This is a genomic window from Roseateles sp. P5_D6 (assembly GCF_054049415.1).
This window is the reverse complement of the sequence record NZ_JBFUMK010000016.1, coordinates 1-17,311: the sequence shown is the minus strand read 5'-3', so window position 1 is coordinate 17,311 and position 17,311 is coordinate 1. Positions and strand designations below refer to the sequence as shown.

20 protein-coding genes are annotated in these 17,311 nt (G+C 69.0%); 7 read left to right on the top strand and 13 right to left on the bottom strand.

Annotated elements, in window-relative coordinates; all coding sequences use genetic code 11:
* Positions 1–82: 82 nt before the first annotated feature.
* On the top strand, positions 83–1,303 hold the full coding sequence (locus ACXJKM_RS20470) for an acyltransferase family protein (RefSeq protein WP_457354796.1): 1,221 nt from the start codon (positions 83–85) through the stop codon (positions 1,301–1,303).
* Here the strand turns inward: ACXJKM_RS20470 and ACXJKM_RS20465 are convergent.
* Positions 1,204–1,701, bottom strand: coding sequence for a DUF7482 domain-containing protein (locus ACXJKM_RS20465; RefSeq protein WP_457354795.1), 498 nt, complete (start codon positions 1,699–1,701; stop codon positions 1,204–1,206). The genes ACXJKM_RS20470 and ACXJKM_RS20465 overlap by 100 nt on opposite strands.
* Before the next feature lie 69 nt (positions 1,702–1,770).
* Between ACXJKM_RS20465 and ACXJKM_RS20460 the strand changes: the two genes are divergently transcribed.
* Positions 1,771–2,874, top strand: coding sequence for an alpha/beta fold hydrolase (locus ACXJKM_RS20460; RefSeq protein ID WP_457354793.1), 1,104 nt, complete (start codon positions 1,771–1,773; stop codon positions 2,872–2,874).
* Here ACXJKM_RS20460 and ACXJKM_RS20455 read toward each other — a convergent pair.
* The gene (locus ACXJKM_RS20455) at positions 2,871–3,404 is read right to left on the bottom strand and encodes an HPP family protein (RefSeq protein ID WP_457354791.1); all 534 of its coding nucleotides are present in this window, start codon (positions 3,402–3,404) and stop codon (positions 2,871–2,873) included. The two genes, ACXJKM_RS20460 and ACXJKM_RS20455, sit on opposite strands and share 4 nt — an antisense overlap.
* 137 nt (positions 3,405–3,541) lie before the next feature.
* Positions 3,542–4,906: a cation:proton antiporter gene (locus tag ACXJKM_RS20450; RefSeq protein ID WP_082532341.1), complete on the bottom strand. Its 1,365-nt coding sequence runs from the start codon at positions 4,904–4,906 to the stop codon at positions 3,542–3,544.
* A 206-nt stretch (positions 4,907–5,112) separates the two neighbouring features.
* On the opposite strand from ACXJKM_RS20450, the gene ACXJKM_RS20445 reads away from it, so the two are divergent.
* From ACXJKM_RS20445 to ACXJKM_RS20435, 3 genes are read left to right on the top strand one after another with little or no spacing between them, the layout of a single operon-like run.
* Positions 5,113–5,364 (top strand): type II toxin-antitoxin system Phd/YefM family antitoxin, encoded by a 252-nt coding sequence (locus tag ACXJKM_RS20445; protein WP_056191539.1) that lies wholly within the window; start codon positions 5,113–5,115, stop codon positions 5,362–5,364.
* 7 nt (positions 5,365–5,371) lie between these two features.
* Entirely contained in the window at positions 5,372–5,869 is a 498-nt protein-coding gene (locus tag ACXJKM_RS20440) for a PIN domain-containing protein (RefSeq protein ID WP_056191541.1), read from the top strand.
* Complete coding sequence (locus tag ACXJKM_RS20435; RefSeq protein ID WP_056191542.1) at positions 5,866–7,395, top strand: tryptophan halogenase family protein; 1,530 nt, start codon at positions 5,866–5,868, stop codon at positions 7,393–7,395. The genes ACXJKM_RS20440 and ACXJKM_RS20435 overlap by 4 nt, the downstream gene beginning before the upstream one ends.
* Here the strand turns inward: ACXJKM_RS20435 and ACXJKM_RS20430 are convergent.
* From ACXJKM_RS20430 to ACXJKM_RS20390, 9 genes are all read right to left on the bottom strand, one after another.
* Positions 7,379–7,915, bottom strand: coding sequence for an arsinothricin resistance N-acetyltransferase ArsN1 family B (locus ACXJKM_RS20430; protein ID WP_056191545.1), 537 nt, complete (start codon positions 7,913–7,915; stop codon positions 7,379–7,381). The genes ACXJKM_RS20435 and ACXJKM_RS20430 overlap by 17 nt on opposite strands.
* Positions 7,912–9,096, bottom strand: coding sequence for an MFS transporter (locus ACXJKM_RS20425; protein ID WP_457354788.1), 1,185 nt, complete (start codon positions 9,094–9,096; stop codon positions 7,912–7,914). The genes ACXJKM_RS20430 and ACXJKM_RS20425 overlap by 4 nt, the downstream gene beginning before the upstream one ends.
* Positions 9,097–9,098: 2 nt before the next feature.
* The gene (gene arsN2, locus ACXJKM_RS20420) at positions 9,099–10,958 is read right to left on the bottom strand and encodes an arsenic resistance N-acetyltransferase ArsN2 (RefSeq protein ID WP_457354786.1); all 1,860 of its coding nucleotides are present in this window, start codon (positions 10,956–10,958) and stop codon (positions 9,099–9,101) included.
* Positions 10,949–11,440, bottom strand: a complete 492-nt coding sequence (locus ACXJKM_RS20415; protein WP_457354784.1) for a MarR family winged helix-turn-helix transcriptional regulator — start codon at positions 11,438–11,440, stop codon at positions 10,949–10,951. Before ACXJKM_RS20415 ends, arsN2 begins: the two co-directional genes overlap by 10 nt.
* A 115-nt stretch (positions 11,441–11,555) precedes the next feature.
* Entirely contained in the window at positions 11,556–12,230 is a 675-nt protein-coding gene (locus tag ACXJKM_RS20410; RefSeq protein WP_457354782.1) for an aquaporin, read from the bottom strand.
* The gene (locus tag ACXJKM_RS20405; protein WP_457354780.1) at positions 12,227–12,733 is read right to left on the bottom strand and encodes an arsenate reductase ArsC; all 507 of its coding nucleotides are present in this window, start codon (positions 12,731–12,733) and stop codon (positions 12,227–12,229) included. Before ACXJKM_RS20405 ends, ACXJKM_RS20410 begins: the two co-directional genes overlap by 4 nt.
* A gap of 7 nt (positions 12,734–12,740) precedes the next feature.
* Entirely contained in the window at positions 12,741–13,076 is a 336-nt protein-coding gene (locus tag ACXJKM_RS20400; RefSeq protein WP_457354778.1) for an ArsR/SmtB family transcription factor, read from the bottom strand.
* A gap of 57 nt (positions 13,077–13,133) precedes the next feature.
* A complete protein-coding gene (locus tag ACXJKM_RS20395) occupies positions 13,134–14,105 on the bottom strand; it encodes an extracellular catalytic domain type 1 short-chain-length polyhydroxyalkanoate depolymerase (protein WP_457354776.1) in 972 nt (323 codons plus the stop codon).
* Complete coding sequence (locus ACXJKM_RS20390) at positions 14,102–14,407, bottom strand: DUF2789 family protein (RefSeq protein WP_457354774.1); 306 nt, start codon at positions 14,405–14,407, stop codon at positions 14,102–14,104. The genes ACXJKM_RS20395 and ACXJKM_RS20390 overlap by 4 nt, the downstream gene beginning before the upstream one ends.
* A 206-nt stretch (positions 14,408–14,613) precedes the next feature.
* Here ACXJKM_RS20390 and ACXJKM_RS20385 point away from each other — a divergent pair, with 206 nt between their 5' ends.
* Together ACXJKM_RS20385 and ACXJKM_RS20380 are read left to right on the top strand one after the other, a co-directional pair.
* Entirely contained in the window at positions 14,614–15,762 is a 1,149-nt protein-coding gene (locus ACXJKM_RS20385; protein ID WP_457354772.1) for a mechanosensitive ion channel family protein, read from the top strand.
* Positions 15,763–15,767: 5 nt separating this feature from the next.
* A complete protein-coding gene (locus ACXJKM_RS20380) occupies positions 15,768–17,000 on the top strand; it encodes a potassium/proton antiporter (protein WP_457354770.1) in 1,233 nt (410 codons plus the stop codon).
* Here the strand turns inward: ACXJKM_RS20380 and ACXJKM_RS20375 are convergent.
* Positions 16,997–17,311 (bottom strand): integrase core domain-containing protein (locus tag ACXJKM_RS20375; RefSeq protein ID WP_457354768.1); only part of this gene is annotated, 315 nt, incomplete at its 5' end. The genes ACXJKM_RS20380 and ACXJKM_RS20375 overlap by 4 nt on opposite strands.

Here is a 17,311-nt window from a genome sequence, read left to right as displayed (position 1 = left end):
CTGAGAGCCGTTGGCCCCTGGGGCGGCGCCACTCGCCCCAGCGCGCTGGCTCGCGCGCCGTGCTAGCGCGAAGCTGGCGGCCATGAACACGAACCGCCTCCCCTTCCTTGACGGCCTGCGCGTTGCCGCCTTCGCGCTGCTGATCCCGTATCACGTGGGCATGTACTACGTGACCTGGGACTGGCATGTGAAGAGCCCCGCGGCCAGCGGCGCCCTCGAGCCCTTTATGCAGCTCAGCTCGCCGTGGCGACTGGGCCTGCTGTTCCTGATTGCCGGCGCGGCCTGCCAGGGGCTGTTCACCAAGCGCGGCGCCCTGGGCACGCTGAAGGACCGCTCGCTGCGCCTGCTGCTGCCGCTGCTCTTCGGCATGGCCGTCATCGTCACGCCGCAGGCCTATTTCGAGGTGCTGACCAAGGTGCCGGCACAGTTGCCCGGCGACGGCGGCTACCTCGACTTCTGGGAGGCCTACCTGAAGGGCGGCAAATACTGCCGCGGCCAGGACTGCATGGACGTGCCGACCTGGAACCACCTGTGGTTCCTGCCCTATCTGTGGCTGTATGCGGTGCTGGGGGCGCTGCTGGCCCGTTTCATCCGCCTGCGCGGCGAGCTGCGGCTGCCCACCTGGGCCTGGCTGCTGCTGCCCGCCGTGCCGCTGGCGCTGATGCGCATCTTCATCAAGCCGCGGTTCCCGGTCGAGCACGACCTGGTGCATGACCTCTACAACCACCTGCAATACGGCTGGCTGTTTGCCATCGGCTGGGCCAGCCGCACGCCGTTGGCGCAAGACTTCTGGGCGGCGGCATTGCGGTTGCGCTGGGTGGCCCTCGGCGTCTCGCTGGCGGGCTGGGCCGTGCTGATGGTCTTCAGCCAGCAGTACGCCGAGGCGACGCCGAGCGATGCCGTCCTGACCGCCGCCCGCACGCTGCGGGGCTCGCTGACCTGGTTTGCCATCGTCGCCGCGGGGGGCTGGGCCCAGCGCGCCTTCACGAAGGAATCGCCGCTGCTGCGGGAGGCGAGCAAGGCGGTGTTCTGCCTCTACATCCTGCACCAGAGCGTCATCGTCGTGCTGAGCCAGTGGCTCAAACCTCTGGCCCTGCCCTGGGGGCTGGAGGCGGTGCTGCTGATCGTGCTGACCTTTGCCATCAGCGGCAGCGCCTATCTCGTGCTGCGCCGCGTGCCGGGGCTGGCGTTGCTGGTCGGCATTCAGCGCACGCCGCGCAAGGCGCTGCCGTCCACGCCGCGCGTGATGGGGCAGTTGACGACGATGCCCGTCACGTCGAGCTCGACGTCGCCCGAGGCCTGAGCGTCCAGCACCGCCTCTTCGGAGCGCAGCTCGCGCGGCGGCCTGGCCGGTTTCCAGCGCACCAGCACCAGCCGCCACAGGGGGCTGTAGTTCGGGTCGGGCTTGACCGCGCCCACGGCTGCCGGCCCGGAGGCGAAGACGCTGATCTGCGCGCCGTCGGCAAACTTGTAGACGCGCTCGGTCAGGGAGGCCGATCCCATGCCCACGGCGCCGGCCAGGCGCGGCACGTGGTGGATGCCCGCCTGCGCGGCCATCGTCCCGTCGGAGATGTCCGTCGTCACGTACTCGACGCGCTTGCCCTCGACCCAAGCCTGCTGGCGCGGCAAGGTGATGCCGGTTGGCGCAGCGCAGGCGGACAGCAGCAGGGCGGGTAGCAGGAACCAGGGAAGGTCTCTCATGGCGTGGCGGTCGTGCAGGCCGGGCGGCCCTGGTGCTATGGTGCGCCGCCCGTTCAACGCCCGGCCGCCATGATCGAGAAATTCCTGCCCGCCACGCTGCTGTTTTTCGCCGGCCTGGCCCATGCCGCGGACGCGCCCGTTGCGCCGCCCCCTGCCGAGCCCGCCTACGCCACCGTGCGGCCCATGATTGCCGATCAGCAGCGCCTCGTGGCGCCCAATTCGGTCGAGATCAGCGAGGCCGTCGAGCTGGGTGGGCTCAAGCAATGGATCACCATCCGCGGCGCCGACCGGGCCAACCCGGTGCTCATCTATGTGCACGGTGGGCCGGGCGCGGCCGAGATGGGGCGCAGCTGGCCCTACCAGCGCGGCTGGGAGGACTTCTTCACCGTCGTGCAATGGGACCAGCGCGGCACCGGCAAGACGCTGCGCCATGGGGGCGAGGCCGCCAACAAGGCCTCGCTGACGCGCCGGCAGATGGCGGACGACCTCATCGAGCTGATCGCCATGGTGCGCCAGCGCCTCCAGGTCGAGCGCGTCATCCTGCTGGGCCATTCCTGGGGCAATGTCATCGGCCTGGACGCGGCCATGGCCAAGCCGAGCTGGGTCAGCGCCTATGTCGGTGTCGGGCCGTTGATGAATCTGCAGGCCAACGAAAAGGCGCAATATGAGGCGCTGCTGGCCGAGGCGCGCAAGCGCCATGACACGGTCGCGTTGACCGAGCTGGAAGCCATCGTGCCCTATCCCGGCGAGGGCGAGATCCCCTTCGCCAAGGTCAATGTCGCGCGCAAATGGGTGATGGCCTATGGCGGCCTGGCCGCCTACCGCGACAACGCCGATTTCTACTTCCGCGCCGCGCGGCTGTCGCCCTATTACGAGTTCGAGGACCGCCTGGCCATCGACCAGGGCGGCCAGCTGTCGGTGCCGGCCCTGCTGCCCGACATGCGGCGCGTCGACCACACGCGCATCCGCGAGACGCGCTTCCCGGTCTTCATGTTCCTCGGCCGCCACGACCTGACCACGCCGTCCTCGGTCATCGAACCCTGGTTGACCCAGCTGAAGGCGCCGGTGAAGAAGCTCGTCTGGTTCGAGCACTCGGCGCATCTGGCGCCCCACGAGGAGCCCGGCAAGTTCCTGCTCGCTCTGGTCGAGCAGGTGCGTCCGTTGGTGCGTTAGTACCAGTACGCCGGATACGCCCGCCGCGTGGCCCGGTGATAAAGCACCGCGACGACCACCATCGTCAGCGCACCAAACAGCGTGGGAAAGAGCAAAAAGCCCCACTTGGGTGCGACGAGGAACACGATCACGGGATTGGAGCCCGCGGGTGGGTGCATCGTCCGCGTGAGCATCATCAATGCCACCGAGACCGCCGCGGCCACGGCGAGCGACCACCACGCCGGGCCGAACACCGCCAGCACCGCCAGGCCCACCGCTGTGCAGATGAAATGCCCACCGATGACGCTGCGGGGCTGCGAGAAGTGCAGCTCCGGGAAGGTGAACATCATCACTGCGGTCGAGCCGAAGGAGCCCAGCAGCAGCAGCACGCCCAGGTTGAACGAGCCGATCGCCAGCACGCCAATGATGGTGAACACGCCGGCGCAGGCGAGGACGCCCTGGCTCAGGGTGTAAGTGGGCGCCCTCGTGGGATGCACGACGGGCGCCGGCGCAGGCGGGCGGGCCACGACGTCGGGAGCAAGCTCGCTCATGGATGTCCTCGGCAGGTCTCGGAGTCGCAGCAAGGAGCGCGCCAACTCAGGGCATAAAAAGGGGGCAGGCCTGCAGCCTTGCCCCTGAGAACGCCACCGACACCTCTCAGCGATGGCGAGGAGAGCGAAACGAGGCCTCAGGCCGGGTTGCTGGCCGGCGTGCCGGGCACGGCTTCCAGCTCGCCCGATGCACGCGCCTTGCGGCCGTAGAAGATCTCGAACAGCGGCGTGGCCATCATGGTCGTCACCACCGCCATCAGCACCAGCATCGAGAACAGGGCCGGGCCGATGATGCCCTTCTGCAGGCCGATGTTGATGATGATGAGCTCCATCAGGCCGCGCGAGTTCATCAGCGCGCCGATGCCCAAAGCGGTGCGGTTGTCTTCACCGGCCATGCGGGCCGCCAGGTAGCAGGCGCCGAACTTGGCCAGCACCGAGGCGACCAGCACACCGGCGGCGATCAGCAGCAGCTGCACCGAATTGATCATGTCCAGGCGCGTGTTCAGGCCTGAGTAGGTGAAGAACATCGGCAGCAACAGGATCACCGTGAGCGGCTCGACCTTCTTCTTCAGCTCGGCAGCGAACAGGCCGCGCGGCATGACGGCGCCCAGGATGAAGCCGCCGAAGATGGCATGGATGCCGACGGCGTCCATGATGAAGGCCGACGTGCAGAAGCAAATCAGCGTGATGCCCAGCACCGTGTTGCTCATGTGGCCATCACGCTCGACCATGCGGCCCAGCGGGGCCAGCAGCTTCTTGCCGAACAGCATGACGAAGGCCGCCCACAGCACGCCGCCGCCGATGGCCAGCACGGCCACGCCGGGGCCCGCACCAAAGGCCGCCAGCACCAGGGCCAGCACGCACCAGGAGGCGGCGTCGTCGAAGGCGCCGGCCGTCAGCGTCAGGGTGCCCAGCGAGGTGTTGGCCAGGCCCTGCTCGTTGATGATGCGGGCCAGCATCGGGAAGGCCGTCAGCGCGATGCAGGCGCCCATGAACAGGGTCGCATTCGCCGTGGAGATGCCTTCGGCAAACAGCCCGGGAACCTGGAGCAGCAGCGGTGTGATCAGGAAGGCGATGAAGAAGGGCGCCGCGATGCCGGCGAAGGACACGCCCATCGCGCTCTTCGCCTTGGTCGCGAAGTGGTCCAGTCGCAGCGTCGTGCCGACCAGGAACATGTACAGCCCCACACCCAGCTGGGCACCGGAGTACAGCACGCTGCGCATCTCCTTCGGGAAGATGGCGGACTGCACGTCGGGGAAGAACAGGCCCAGCAGCGACGGGCCGAGGATGACGCCCGCGATCATTTCTCCAACCACCTGGGGCTGGCCCAGGAATTTGCGGCCGGCCCAGCCAACCACGCGGCACGCCAGCATGATCAGCCCGAGCTGCAGGAAGAAGTGGACGCTGAAATCGCCCGGCGCGTAGGTCTTGGCGGCCGCGGCCGCAGCGGGACCATGCTTGGCGAACACGTCGCCCATGATGGCAAGAAGGTCGAATTCCATGGCTGTTCCTGTAGATTTTTTGCCGTTGCCACGCACCGCCGCGCGGTTTTGTACAACGTTGTCTGCCTCTTTTGGTGAAAGCGCTCTCACCACGTGGAACACTTTGCCAGCCGGGTTTTCAATGTCCATTGGGTCGAACAGATCCGGGCCTATGTACCTACATCCCAATTGCGCGATTGCAGGTAGGTAGGTACATTGGCGAGGCCATGAAACTGCTCACCAGCCGCGATTTCAACCGTGACGTCAGCCTCGCCAAGCGGGCGGCGCAGGTCGAGCCGGTCGTCATCACCGACCGCGGCCAGCCCACTCATGTGCTGATGAGCATTGCCGAGTACCGCCGCCTGACCGGCGAGGGCGAGAGCATCCTGGAGCTGCTGGCCATGCCCGAGGTCGTGACGATCGATGCGGCCGACGCCGCGGCCGATGGCGCCTGGGATCACCGCGAAAACCTCCCCTGAGGGCGCCATGTTCCTGCTCGACACCAGCATCGTTCTCGAACTGCGCAAGGCCAAGGCCGGCCAGTCCGACGCCGGCCTGGCCGCCTGGGCCGCCGGCCTGCCGCGCCAAAAACTCTTCATCTCGGCGCTGAACCTGCTGGAGATCGAGAACGCCGCCGCCCGCCTGGGCCGCAAGGACCGCGCCGCCGGCCTCGTCGTGCGCGACTGGATCGATAGCCGCGTCATTCCCGCCTTCGAAGGCCGCGTGCTGCCGGTGGACGCGGCCGTCGTGCGCCGCCGGGCCCAGCTGCCCTATGCCAATACCCGCGACGGCCTGCTCGCCGCGACGGCGCTGGAACATGGCCTCACCTTCGTCACCCACCGCGTCTCGGCATTCCGCGTCGGGCGCGTGAAGCTGCTCAACCCCTCCGGCTACGTCGCCCAGCCCAGTGACGAGGACGAGGACTGGAGCCATGGCGCCCAGACCGGCCAGCAGTGGCTGAAGAACCTCTATACGAGAGCATGAACAAGCGACGCATTCTCATCGTCGGCGGCGGCACGGCCGGCTGGCTGACCGCCGCCTACCTGGCCAAGGCCCTCAAGCTGTCCGAGCGCAGCCACCTGGAGGTGACCGTGCTGGAGTCGCCCGACATCAGCAGCGTCGGCGTCGGCGAAGGCACCTTCCCCACCATCCGCAGCACGCTCCAATTCCTCGGCATCGACGAGGCGCGCTTCATCCGCGAGACCTCGGCCACGCTCAAGCAGGGCATCCGCTTCGTCGACTGGGCGCGCACGCCCACCGCGGGCCAGCATCAGCAGTTCTTCCATCCCTTCGAAGCGCCCTTCTACACGGAGGACCTCAACCTGGTGCCCTACTGGCTGCTGCAGGACGAGGCCGGGCGCATGCCCTTCGCCGAGGCCATGACGCTGCAGGTGCGCGTCGCCGAAGCCCACCGCGCGCCCAAGCGGGCCGGCGAAGCGCCTTATGCCGCGCCGCTGAACTACGCCTACCACTTCGACGCGCTCAAGCTCGCCAAGCTGCTGGCCGCGCGCGCCCGTGAGCTCGGCGTGCGCCACGTCGAAGGCACGGTGACTGACGTCGTTCTCGATGCGACGGGCGCCATCGCCCATCTCGACACCGCCCAGCTGGGCCGTTTCGAGGCCGAGCTTTATATCGACTGCACGGGCTTTCGCGCCGAGCTCATCGGCCGGGCGATGGGTTCGAACTTCAAGTCCGTGCGCCACCAGCTCTTCGTCGACCGCGCCCTGGCCTGCAAGGTGCCGCTGGATGCCAATGCGGTCATGGAAAGCTCCACCATCGCTACCGCCCACGAGGCGGGCTGGTTGTGGGAGATCGGCCTGAACGGCGCGCGCGGCATCGGCTGCGTCTATTCCAGCGACCATCTCAGCGACGACCGTGCCGCCGACATCCTGCGCGGCTACTGCGGCGCGGGCAACGAAGACCTGGCAATGCGCAGCATCCCCTTCACGCCCGGCTACCGCGAGCAGCAGTGGGTGAAGAACTGCGTCGCCGTCGGCCTGTCGGCCGGCTTCCTGGAGCCGCTGGAGGCCACCGGCCTCGTCCTCATCGAGGCGGCCGTCGGCATGATTGCCGAGATGCTGCCGCACAGCGGCCCCATGCACGCACCGGCGCGGCGCTTCAACGAGCTGATGACGGCGCGCTTCGAGAACATCATCAACTTCCTGAAGCTGCACTACTGCCTGAGCCAGCGGCAGGAGCCCTTCTGGCGCGACAACGCCGCGCCGGCCACCATCCCGGATCGACTGGCCGGCTTGCTGGAGGAGTGGCAGCTGCGCCCGCCGGGCCGTTTCGACTTCGTGCTCGACACCGAAACCTTCGCCTTCTTCAACTACCAGTACATCCTCTACGGCATGGGCTTCGCCACCGACCTCAGCGCCGGCCGCAGCGATTTCCCGCAGATGGCGGACGCCGACAAGCTGTTCGCCAAGATCCAGCGTTTTGCCGACCGCGCCATCGCCGATCTGCCCAGCCACCGGGCGCTGATCCAGCAGATCAACGCGGGGCGCTGAAGGCCTGGGGCGGCGAGGGTGTGTCCAGGGGCCTGAGCGCCTTCTGCCACCAGCCCACGTCGCGCCACTCGCCGTTCTTGAAGCCGACGTTGCGATACACGCCCAGGGCTTCGAAACCCACTGCCTCGTGCAGGCCGACGCTGCCCGCATTGGGCAAGGCGATGCCGGCAAAAGCCTGGAAGTAGCCGAGCTCGGCCAGCAGCGGCAGCAGCCGCTCGTACAGCGCCCGGCCGACGCCCTGGCCGCGCATGCCCTCGCGCACATAGACCGTCGTGTCCACCGACCACTGGTAGGCCGCCCGTTCGCGGTGCTTGCTGGCATAGGCATAGCCGCAGATGGCGCCGTCTGCATCCTCAGCCACCAGCCAGGGCAGGCTGGCCAGCGTCTTCTCGATGCGGCTGCGCATCTCCTGCGCGTCCGGCGGCTCCGTCTCAAAGGAGATGCTGGTGTGGGCCACGATGGGCGCATAGATGGCTGCGACGGCGGCGCCGTCCTCGGGGGTGGCGGTGCGGATCTTCAAGGCGGGTCCTCCATGAATGGCTGGGTGGTGCGCGCGGGCACATGGATGAAAAGCAGGGCGGCCAGCGCGCTCAGGCCCAGACCGGTCGACAACCACAGCACGCCGGTTCCGAAGTCCGCCAGCAGCAGGCCGAACAGCCATGGCGCCAGCGCCTGCGCCAGGCGCGCCGGCAGCACCAGCAAGCCCTGGCGCTGCCTGTAGCCCAGCGGCCCGAACAAGGCCAGCGGCAGCGTGCCCTTGGCGATGGTCAGCACGCCGTTGCCCGCGCCATGCAGCAGCGCAAACACCATGGCGGCAGGTGCGCCGATGACGGCCAGCAGGGCCGCGCCCAGCGGATGCATCAGCGCCGCGGCGCGCGCCGACTGCAAGGGGTGCAAGCGCCGCAGGAAACCGAACTCCAGCAGTCGCCCCGCGACCTGGGCCGGGCCGACCAGGGCGCTGATCAAGATGACCGCCGCCGGCGCGGCACCCGCGGCGTCCAGCAGCCGTGGCAGATGTGCAGCCATCGCCGTGCTGATGAACCACGTCACCGCGAACACCCAGGCCAGCAGCGCGGCGGTCCGCATCGGCGGCGCTTCGCCGTTCGCGGCCGCTGGCGCCTGGGTGGGCACCGCCAGCGCCGCGGCCTTGGGCAGCCAGGCGTTCAGTGGCAGGCCCACCAGGAGATGCAGCCCCGCCCAGGCCCAGCAGGCGCCGCGCCAGCCGAAGGTGTGCTCCAGCGCCGCCGTCAACGGCCAGCCGACCGTGCTGGCAAAGCCGGCGATCAGCGTGATGCCGGTGATGGCGCTGCGCGCGTCATGGCCGTACAGCCTCACCAGCGACGCGAAGGCCGCCTCGTAGAGCCCGCTGCCCATCGCCACGCCCAACACCAGCCAGGCGGCGAAAAGCCCGGCCGGCCCATCGACCAGGGCCAGCAGCGCCAGGCCGACGGCGAACAGCAGGCTGGTCACCATCAGCACCGGCCGGCCGCCCCAGTGGTCGATGCGGCGGCCCGAGTGCGGCCCAACGATCGCCGAGACGACCAGGGCCGCGGAAAAGGCCGCGAACACCGTCGGCTCCGACACGCCCAGCTCCGCCGCCATCGGCCGCGCCAGCATGGCCGGCAGGTAGTAGGTCGAGGCCCAGGCCAGCGTCTGGGCCGTGCCCAGCGAGCCGACGACGCGCAGGCGGCTGGCTGCCATGCTCAGCCGCAGCAGCGCGTGGCGCGCTCCGGCGTCGGCTTGGGGGCGCAGCTGCTCGGGCCGCAGCCCGACTTGGGCGCGGCCACGGCCACCACCGCTGCCGGGCCGCAGCAGCCGGACGCTTCGCCCTCGACCGCCAGGTTGACCGAACAGACACCCGTCTCCGGCAGCTCCAGTTCGACCCGGTCCGCCGCCGTCAGGTCGCCCGCGATAGCGGCGACGACCGAGCGCGCCTGCTCGAAGCCCGTCGCCATCAGGAAGGTCGGTGCGCGGCCATAGCTCTTCACGCCCACGGTGTAGAAGCCCGGCTCCGGGTGGGCCAGCTCGCGGTGGCCATGCGGGCGCACCGTGCCGCAGCTGTGCAGGTTCGGGTCGATCAGCGGCCCCAGCGCTTCGGTGGATTCCAGCCACGGGTCGAGCTTGACGCGCAGCTCGCTGGCCAGTGACAGGTCGGGGCGCTGGCCGGTCGCACAGATGATTTCGTCGACACCGTCAACGACGACGGGCTGCTGTTTCGGGTCCAAACCGCTGAGGCGCAGCTGCCCGCCCACGCGCTCGATCCGCGTGATGCGCAGGCCACCGAAGAACTCCAGTGCACCGCCATCGTGCAGCCGGCGCAGCGACGTGCCCAGCGCGCCGCGGGCAGGCAAGGCGTCCGCGGCGCCACCGCCGAAGACGCGCTGCAGCGTCGGCGTGCGCACGGCCCAGGCCAGGCGCGTGCCGGGCGACTGCCTGGCCAGTTGGGCCAGCGCCAGCAGCGCATTCGCGGCCGAGTGGCCGGCGCCGACGACCAGGGTGCGCCGGCCCTCGTAGCGCGCCCGCTGTGCGCCCGTCACGTCCGGAATGCCGTAGAAGATCTGCGCCCCTGCCTCGGTCTCGCCGATGGCGTGCAGGCCGTTGGCGCCGACCGGATTGGGCTGGTTCCAGGTGCCGGTTGCGTCGATGACGGCGCGGGCGCGCAGCTCGTGCACTTCGCCGCCTTGCTCGTAGCGGATCAGGAAGGCAGCCTGGTCGCGCCCGGCGCTCTTGACCTTGTCGAAACCCTCGCGGCTGATGGCCACGACGCGTGCGCCGAGCTTCAGCGCGGCAGCCGCCTGGGGCAGCGCTGCGAAGGGCTTGAGCACGCGCTCGACCACCTCGCCGGCCTTGGGCAGCTCGGCCGCCGGCGGCGCTGTCCAGCCAGTGGGCAACAGCAGGCGGGCCATCGCGGGGTCGACGTCGAACTGCCACGGCGAGAACAGCTGCACATGGCCGTAGTCAACGAGATTGGCGCCCACCGTCGCGCCGGCCTCCAGCGCGACAAACGGCAGGCCGCGCTCGATCAGCTGGGCGACGGCCGCCAGCCCGACCGGCCCGGCGCCAAGCACCGCGACCGGCAGCGGGCCATCGGCGACCGGCGCTTCACGCAGCACCAGCGTCATCAGCGCCGCGCAGGCCGGGCAGGCACCCTGGAATTCGGCCGAGGCCTTCAATGCGGCCGGTGCGTCCTCGATCTTCATGCGCTTGAAGCCGTATTGCGCGAAGTACTCCGGCGCCGTGACGGTCAGCAGATAGAGGGCCGCGATGTCGCGCGAGCGGGCTTCCTGCAGCAGCCGCTCGACGAGCAGGCGCCCGATGCCCTGCTTGTGCAAGCCCGGGGCAATGGCCACCGAGCGCAGCAGCGCGATGGTTCCGGCGACATGGCCGTAGACCTCGGCGCCGGCGCAGCCAACGACCTCGCCGTTGCTGATGGCAAGCAGATAGGTGGGCAGGTGCGCCTGCGCGCCCTCGGTGGGCAGCTTGTTCGCCAGCAGCAGGGCTTCGATGGCGGGCCAGTCGGCGGCGCCGGCCTGGCGCAGGGAGGGGGTGTCGTTCAACAGCATGGTTTGGAATCCTGGATGGGCTCCTTCAGCACTTGGGGCGGCAGGCAGCAGGTCGCGGCCGGGTCTTCGCGCAAGGCCTTCAGGAGCGTCAGCAAAGAGGTCTCGACGGCGGCGCGTTCGCGCTCGCTCAGGGATGCCAGCAGCTGCTGGGCATGGTCGTCGAGGGTCTGGTTCAGCTCACGGACGGTGCGTTCGCCGTCGGCGGTGAGCGTGACGAGCCAGCTCCTTGCGTCGAGCGGGTTCGGCTCCTTGCTCACCAGCCCACGGGCTGCCATGGCCTCCACGGCACGCGACACCCAGCTCTTCTCCAGACTGACCCGCGTGCCCAGTTCCGACAGCGGCAGCGGCCCGGAGCGGCCCAGCTCGGTCAGCAGATGGCATTGCGTGCTGGTGGTGCGGCAGCAGTCGGCCACGACGCGCTGGGCGCGGGTGTACAGGCGCGCCACTTCGCGCAACAGGCTGCCGGGGGTGGACTCGGTCATTTTGGTGTGTATAGCAACTATCTGGGCGCATGTTGAGGTCCGCTTTGTTCGTTGTCAATAGCAACTACCTGGGTCAAAAAGGCGGGGCTCGCAGCCCCGCGCGTTCAAGTCACGGTCAGGCCGCGCGTCGGGCCGTGACCTCGGCGGCCGTGCCTGACAGCACGCGGTTCACCGCCACGGCCATCACGGCGCCCACCAGTTCAGCAACGACAAAGCCCGGTGCACTGGCGGGCGCGATGCCGGCGAAGCTGTCGCTGAACATGCGGCCGAACACGGCCGCCGGGTTGGCGAAGGAGGTCGACGCGGTGAACCAGTAGGCCGCACCGATATACGCCGCCACCATGGCCGCGACGCGCGAGCCCGGCGCGCGCAGGATGACGAGCACGAGGCCGAAGGTCGCGACGCCCTCCGCGATCCACTGCCCCGTGCCGGCGCGCAGCTTGGTCGAGAACTGCAGCACGCTCATGTCGAACATTGCGTGGGCCAGCCACGCGCCCAGCATTGCGCCGGTCAGTTGCGCGGCGACATAGGGCAGCAGGGCGGCGACAGGCAGCTCGCCACGCCAGGCCATCACGGCGCTGACGGCGGGGTTGAAGTGAGCGCCGCTGACCGGGCCGAAAACCTCGATCAGCACGTACAGGCCGCCGACCGTGGCCAGCGTGTTGGCCAGCAGCGCGAGGGCCACGTTGCCGCCGGACAGGCGCTCGGCCATGACGCCGGAGCCGATGACGATGGCCAGCAGCAGGGCCGTGCCCAGGGCTTCGGCGAGGAGTCGGCGAGGCAGGTTCATGCCTTTGAGATCCCGACGAGGGCTTGCTGCAGCTCGGCCTTGCTCATCGTGGCCAGTGGCAGTTGCAGCAGCTGCAGGAGCCGAAAGCCGATGGCCTGGCGCGTCAGCTCGAAGGCGCGGCGCTTGCCCTCATCGCCGCCCTCGGCATTGGAAGGGTCCGGGTAGCCCCAGTGCACCTTGACCGGCTGGCTGCCGCTGCCACCGAAGAAGACCGGGCACTGCTCGGCGGCCGCGCTGTCGCAGACGGTGATGACGATGGACAGCGGTGGTGCGCCGTCCTGGCTGAATTCATCCCAGCTCTTGCTGCGGTAGCCCGAAATATCGACGCCGGCGTTGCTCAGTGCCTCCAGCGCAAAGGGGTTGATGCGGCCACTCGGGGCGCTGCCGGCGCTGTGCGCCTGCACGTCGCGGCCGAGCTTCCTTGCCCAGTGGTTGAGCATGCCCTCGCTGAGCACGCTGCGGGCGGAGTTGTGGGTGCAGAGGATGAGAACATGGGTGGTCATGGCGATCTCAGCAGCAGGATGCCGCGCCGCTCGGTACGGCGCAGCTCGCACCTTGGCAGCAGTTCTCGGTCAGATAGCCCAGCAGCGAGTTCATGCTGTCGTATTGGGCGCGGTAGATCAGGTTGCGGCTGGCGCGCTCCTGGGTCACCAGGCCCGCGTTGACGAGCTCCTTCAGATGGAAGGACAGCGTGGCTGGTGCTACGCCCAGCCCCTCCTGGATGGCGCCGGGTGTCAGCCCCGCATCACCGACGACGACCAGGGCCCGGAATACCTGCAGCCGCAGCGGCTGGGCCAGGGCTGCGAGGGCCTTGATTACAAATTGCTCGACGGCTTGTTCATCCATGATTCCATTATTATCGAATCATGGATTGAAGTGCAAGCGGTCCGGCAATGCCGGCGCTCAGCGAAGGGATTTGATCTTTGGCTGCTGCGCCTCGAACTGCCGGGCGACAAAGCGCCAGACCATGCGTGATGCGTCCGGCCCGTTGGCGTCGCTGAAGCGCTGGCGCGCCGCGCCGCCGCTCCAGGCGTGGCCCAGTCGGTCGACCTCCACCAGCGTCGCCACCACCTCGCGCGAGCGTTTGAACTGCGTCACCCGCATCGGGTAGCGCTTGCCGCGGCGCTGTTCTTGCGCCGGCTCCTGGTGTGCGCCGGCCGCCTCGGACCACATCAGCGCCGCAGAACCGGCGTTGCGGGCTGACACGACGCGGTCCGCGTCACCGTGGATGACCATCAGCGGCGGCCAGTCCTGGGCCGAGCCGGGTGGCAGCGGCTGGCGCCGTCCCTGCATCGCACCGACGGCCGAGACCGGCGAACTCGCCGTGCCGGGCGGCACGCCCGAGTGCATGACCAGGGCCTTGAAGCGCTGCGGGTAGCGCGTGGCCAGCAGGGCCGCCATGCTGGCGCCGGCCGACAGGCCGGCCACGGCAATGCGCTCGCGGTCGGCCGTGTACAGCATGCAGACCTGGTCGACGGCCTTCATGATCCAGCCGGCCTCGGCGAAGGCGCGGCCCGACTGTGTGTCGAACCAGTTCCAGCAGCCCTGGGTGTTGCACAGCCGTGGCTGCTCGGGGTAGAGCACCAGGAAGCGCTCGCGCGTGGCGACGGCATTCATGCGCGTGCTGGCGGCAAAGCTCTTGGCGTCCTGGTGGCAGCCATGCAGCATGACGAGCAACGGCAGCCGTTCGCCGAAGCGCGCGCTCGCGGGCCGGAACAGGTAGTAGCGGCGCGGCCCGTCCGCGGCCATCACCAGGCCCATCAACCAGCTGCCCGCGCTGGACGGCGGACGATGGCGCTCGCGAAGCGGCTTTGCGGCCTGTCGGAGCAGCGCGGCGTTGCGATTCAGCAGCGCTGCCCAGGACGGTTGCTTCATTGGCAATCCGGATGGCTTGGATCCCGCGTGCAGTCCGCCTGTTCCAGCTCCGACGGGTCCGGGTGCTCGCGCAGCGCGGCGTTCAGCTGGTCGATCTGCCCACACCAGTCCCCATCGTCTTGATGCCATTGCTCGCGGATGAAGGCGACCTGGCTGGCGTTCCAGAACGGGGCCTCCGACAGGTTGAGCGTCTGCGGCAGCGGCCGGTGCAGGCGGATGAACTGCTTGATTTCGGCCGGCGAATCCGGCAGGCCGAGCTGGCAGAACAGGGCCTGCATGTCATGGTGGGTGGTGGTGTCCATGGCGGATCCTCTTTCAAAGGGTTTCAAGGCGGAAACCGTGAGGCTTAGACCTTAGATGTCGGCGCCGCTGCGCGGTGTCAGCCGACACCCCGTCCACGACGGCCGTCCCTGTCAGCCGAGGCCCACACCGCCGGCTGTCACCCGCTGACAGACTGGCGGGAACGGCGCACCTACGGTCATGGGATTGAAGACTGCAGGAGGTCGCGATGACCTGGAATGAATTCATTGCGCGCATGCAGGCCGCGTGGCCCGATGTGGGCTGGACCGACGTGTTGCCCGCCGTGCTGGCCGGCGCCTTGACCATCGTCATCATCAAGGTCGGCCTGCGCTTCGTCGTGCAGCGCTTGCGCAAACTGTCGCAGCGCACCAGCAGCACGCTGGACGACGGCCTCGTCAGCGTGCTGGAGCGCACTAATGGCGCGCTGATCTGGGTGGTGGGCCTGCTGGTCGGGCTCAACATGCTGCCGCTGGACGACCGCTGGCATGACCGCGTGTCGCAGCTGTGGTTCGCCGTCGTGGCCCTGCAGCTCGGCCTGTGGGCCCAGCAGGCGGTGGCGCAGGTGCTCGCGGCCCAGCAGACGCGCCATGGCGGTACGGCGGCGCTGTCGGCCTCGGCCACCTTGCTCAGCTGGGGCTTGCGCGGCGCGCTGTGGGTGGTGGTGGTGCTGGCCGTGCTGTCCAACCTGGGCGTCAACATCACGGCCTTCGTCGCCAGCCTGGGTATCGGTGGCATCGCGCTGGCGCTGGCCGTGCAGAACATCCTCAGCGACCTGTTTGCGTCGCTGGCCATCGCGGTGGACAAGCCCTTCGAGGTGGGCGACTCCATCACCGTCGGCGACGTCACCGGCACGGTGGAGCGCGTGGGCCTGAAGACGACGCGCATCCGCAGCCTGGGCGGCGAGCAGATCGTCATGTCCAACGCCGAACTGCTCAAGCGCACGGTGGCCAACTTCAAGCGCCTGCAGACGCGCCGCGTCGCCTTCACCTTCGGCATCACGTCCGATGCGTCCGCCGACGACGCTGCCGCGGTGCCGCCGTTGGTCAAGGGGCTGATCGACGCCGACCCCAAGCTCGAACTGGTACGGGCCCACTTCAAGGGCTTCGGCGAGAACTCGTTGAACTTTGAGGTGGTCTACCGCGTCAACGATCCCAGCTATGACGTCTACATGGACCACCAGCAGACGCTGAACCTGGCGCTGATGCGCGAGTTGCAGCAGCGCGGCATCCGTCTGGCGTTCACCACCAACACCGTCAACGTTGTCGGCTTGCAGTCACCGGCGCCGGGCGGCCCGGCACCAACGCGCAAAGGCTCGTCGCCTGATGCGCCTGACATCGTGCCCGCCGCGGCAGGCTGAACTTTGTGATCCACAGCGCCGCCGCCGGCCCCGAGTTGCTGACGGCGGCCATTGCTGCGCTCGTTCTGGTCGCCATCGCCGGCGCCCTCTACACCCACCGCCTCGGCCTGTCGCATCTGCTCGTCTTCATGGCGGTTGGCATGCTGACCGGCGTGGATGGGCCGCTGGGCCTGCCCTTCGACGACCACCGGCTGGCCGTCACCGTCGGCAATCTCGCGCTCGCCCTCATCCTGTTCGATGGCGGCCTGCGCACGCGCTGGAGCGAGGTGCGCCGCGCGATGCTGCCGGCCAGCCTGCTGGCCACGGTAGGCGTCGCGATCACGGCCGCCATCGTCGCGGGAATCGCGAAGGCGGTGCTGGACATGCCGTGGACCGAAGGCCTGCTGCTGGGCGCGGCGGTCTCGTCCACCGATGCCTCCGCCGTGTTTGCGCAGTTCGCCGCCAGCAAGCTGCGCCTGGAGCCACGCCTGGCGGCCACCATCGAGGTCGAGTCGGCCCTGAACGACCCCATGGCCATGGTGCTGACTATCGGCCTGATCGCCTGGTTGATGCCCTTCGGCCAGCCGGGCGACGCGCAAGTGAACAGCCTGGTCGACCTGCTGCCCCTGCTGGGCGAGCAGCTCGGGCTGGGCCTGCTCGCCGGCGTACTGGGCGGCCTGCTGGCCGCATGGTGGGTGGGCAAGCTGCCCATCACAGATGACCACGACGGGTTGACGGCGCTGCTGATGGCGGCCCTGGGCTTCCTGTTGTTCGCCGTCACCAACCGCTGCGGCGGCTCGGGCTTCCTGGCTGTGTATGTGGCCGGCCTGCTGGTGCGCCACCGCGCCGAACGCGTGGCGGCGATGAGCCTGCCCGGGCTGAACGGCTACACCTGGCTGGCCCAGGCGGTGCTGTTCCTGCTGCTGGGCCTGTTGGTCACGCCGCATGAGGTCCTGCGCCTGATCGGCCCGGCCCTGCTGCTGGCGGCCGGCCTGATGCTGGTCGCGCGGCCCGCCGCGGTGTTCCTGTGCCTGGCGCCGCTGGGCTTTGGCTGGCGGGCGCAGTGCTTCGTGGCGTGGTCGGGCCTGCGCGGCGCGGTGCCCATCGTGCTGGCCACCTACCCGGTGCTGGCCGGCCTGCCGAACGGCTGGCGCTTCTTCGACGTGGCCTTCGTCGTCGTGCTGTTGTCCCTGCTCATCCAGGGCCCGACGCTGGCGCTGCTGGCGCGCTGGCTGGGGCTTGATCAGGGTGAGCGCTAGGTGTTGAGTTTCGATAGGTTGTACCCACCGAGCCGGGAGGCAGGAGGGCTGTAGCCAAGAGGGGAGTGAGGCCGTCGAGCGTTGTAGTAGGTCAGGAACGCTGGCAACCAGGCCGTGCGCTCACCGCTGTTGGCCCAGACGCGACCATAGGCCCACTCCCGCAGACACGTCTGGATGAAGCGCTCGGCCTTGCCGTTGGTCTGTGGGCAGTACGGCTTGGTGAAGCTGTGCTTGATGCCAAGCTCTTTGCAGGCCTTGGCAAACAGCTTGGAGCGGTAGGCGGCGCCGTTGTCGGTGAGCAGCCGCTTGAT

Coding starts and splice junctions, on each gene's coding strand:
- ACXJKM_RS20390 (WP_457354774.1), bottom strand. CDS start 14,407: ATGGACACCACCACCCACCATGACATGCAGGCCCTGTTCTGCCAGCTC.
- ACXJKM_RS20445 (WP_056191539.1), top strand. CDS start 5,113: ATGAAACTGCTCACCAGCCGCGATTTCAACCGTGACGTCAGCCTCGCC.
- ACXJKM_RS20470 (WP_457354796.1), top strand. CDS start 83: ATGAACACGAACCGCCTCCCCTTCCTTGACGGCCTGCGCGTTGCCGCC.
- ACXJKM_RS20405 (WP_457354780.1), bottom strand. CDS start 12,733: ATGACCACCCATGTTCTCATCCTCTGCACCCACAACTCCGCCCGCAGC.
- ACXJKM_RS20425 (WP_457354788.1), bottom strand. CDS start 9,096: ATGGCAGCCAGCCGCCTGCGCGTCGTCGGCTCGCTGGGCACGGCCCAG.
- ACXJKM_RS20395 (WP_457354776.1), bottom strand. CDS start 14,105: ATGAAGCAACCGTCCTGGGCAGCGCTGCTGAATCGCAACGCCGCGCTG.
- ACXJKM_RS20455 (WP_457354791.1), bottom strand. CDS start 3,404: ATGAGCGAGCTTGCTCCCGACGTCGTGGCCCGCCCGCCTGCGCCGGCG.
- ACXJKM_RS20450 (WP_082532341.1), bottom strand. CDS start 4,906: ATGGAATTCGACCTTCTTGCCATCATGGGCGACGTGTTCGCCAAGCAT.
- ACXJKM_RS20465 (WP_457354795.1), bottom strand. CDS start 1,701: ATGAGAGACCTTCCCTGGTTCCTGCTACCCGCCCTGCTGCTGTCCGCC.
- ACXJKM_RS20385 (WP_457354772.1), top strand. CDS start 14,614: ATGACCTGGAATGAATTCATTGCGCGCATGCAGGCCGCGTGGCCCGAT.
- ACXJKM_RS20415 (WP_457354784.1), bottom strand. CDS start 11,440: ATGACCGAGTCCACCCCCGGCAGCCTGTTGCGCGAAGTGGCGCGCCTG.
- ACXJKM_RS20410 (WP_457354782.1), bottom strand. CDS start 12,230: ATGAACCTGCCTCGCCGACTCCTCGCCGAAGCCCTGGGCACGGCCCTG.
- ACXJKM_RS20400 (WP_457354778.1), bottom strand. CDS start 13,076: ATGGATGAACAAGCCGTCGAGCAATTTGTAATCAAGGCCCTCGCAGCC.
- ACXJKM_RS20460 (WP_457354793.1), top strand. CDS start 1,771: ATGATCGAGAAATTCCTGCCCGCCACGCTGCTGTTTTTCGCCGGCCTG.
- ACXJKM_RS20435 (WP_056191542.1), top strand. CDS start 5,866: ATGAACAAGCGACGCATTCTCATCGTCGGCGGCGGCACGGCCGGCTGG.
- ACXJKM_RS20440 (WP_056191541.1), top strand. CDS start 5,372: ATGTTCCTGCTCGACACCAGCATCGTTCTCGAACTGCGCAAGGCCAAG.
- arsN2 (WP_457354786.1), bottom strand. CDS start 10,958: ATGCTGTTGAACGACACCCCCTCCCTGCGCCAGGCCGGCGCCGCCGAC.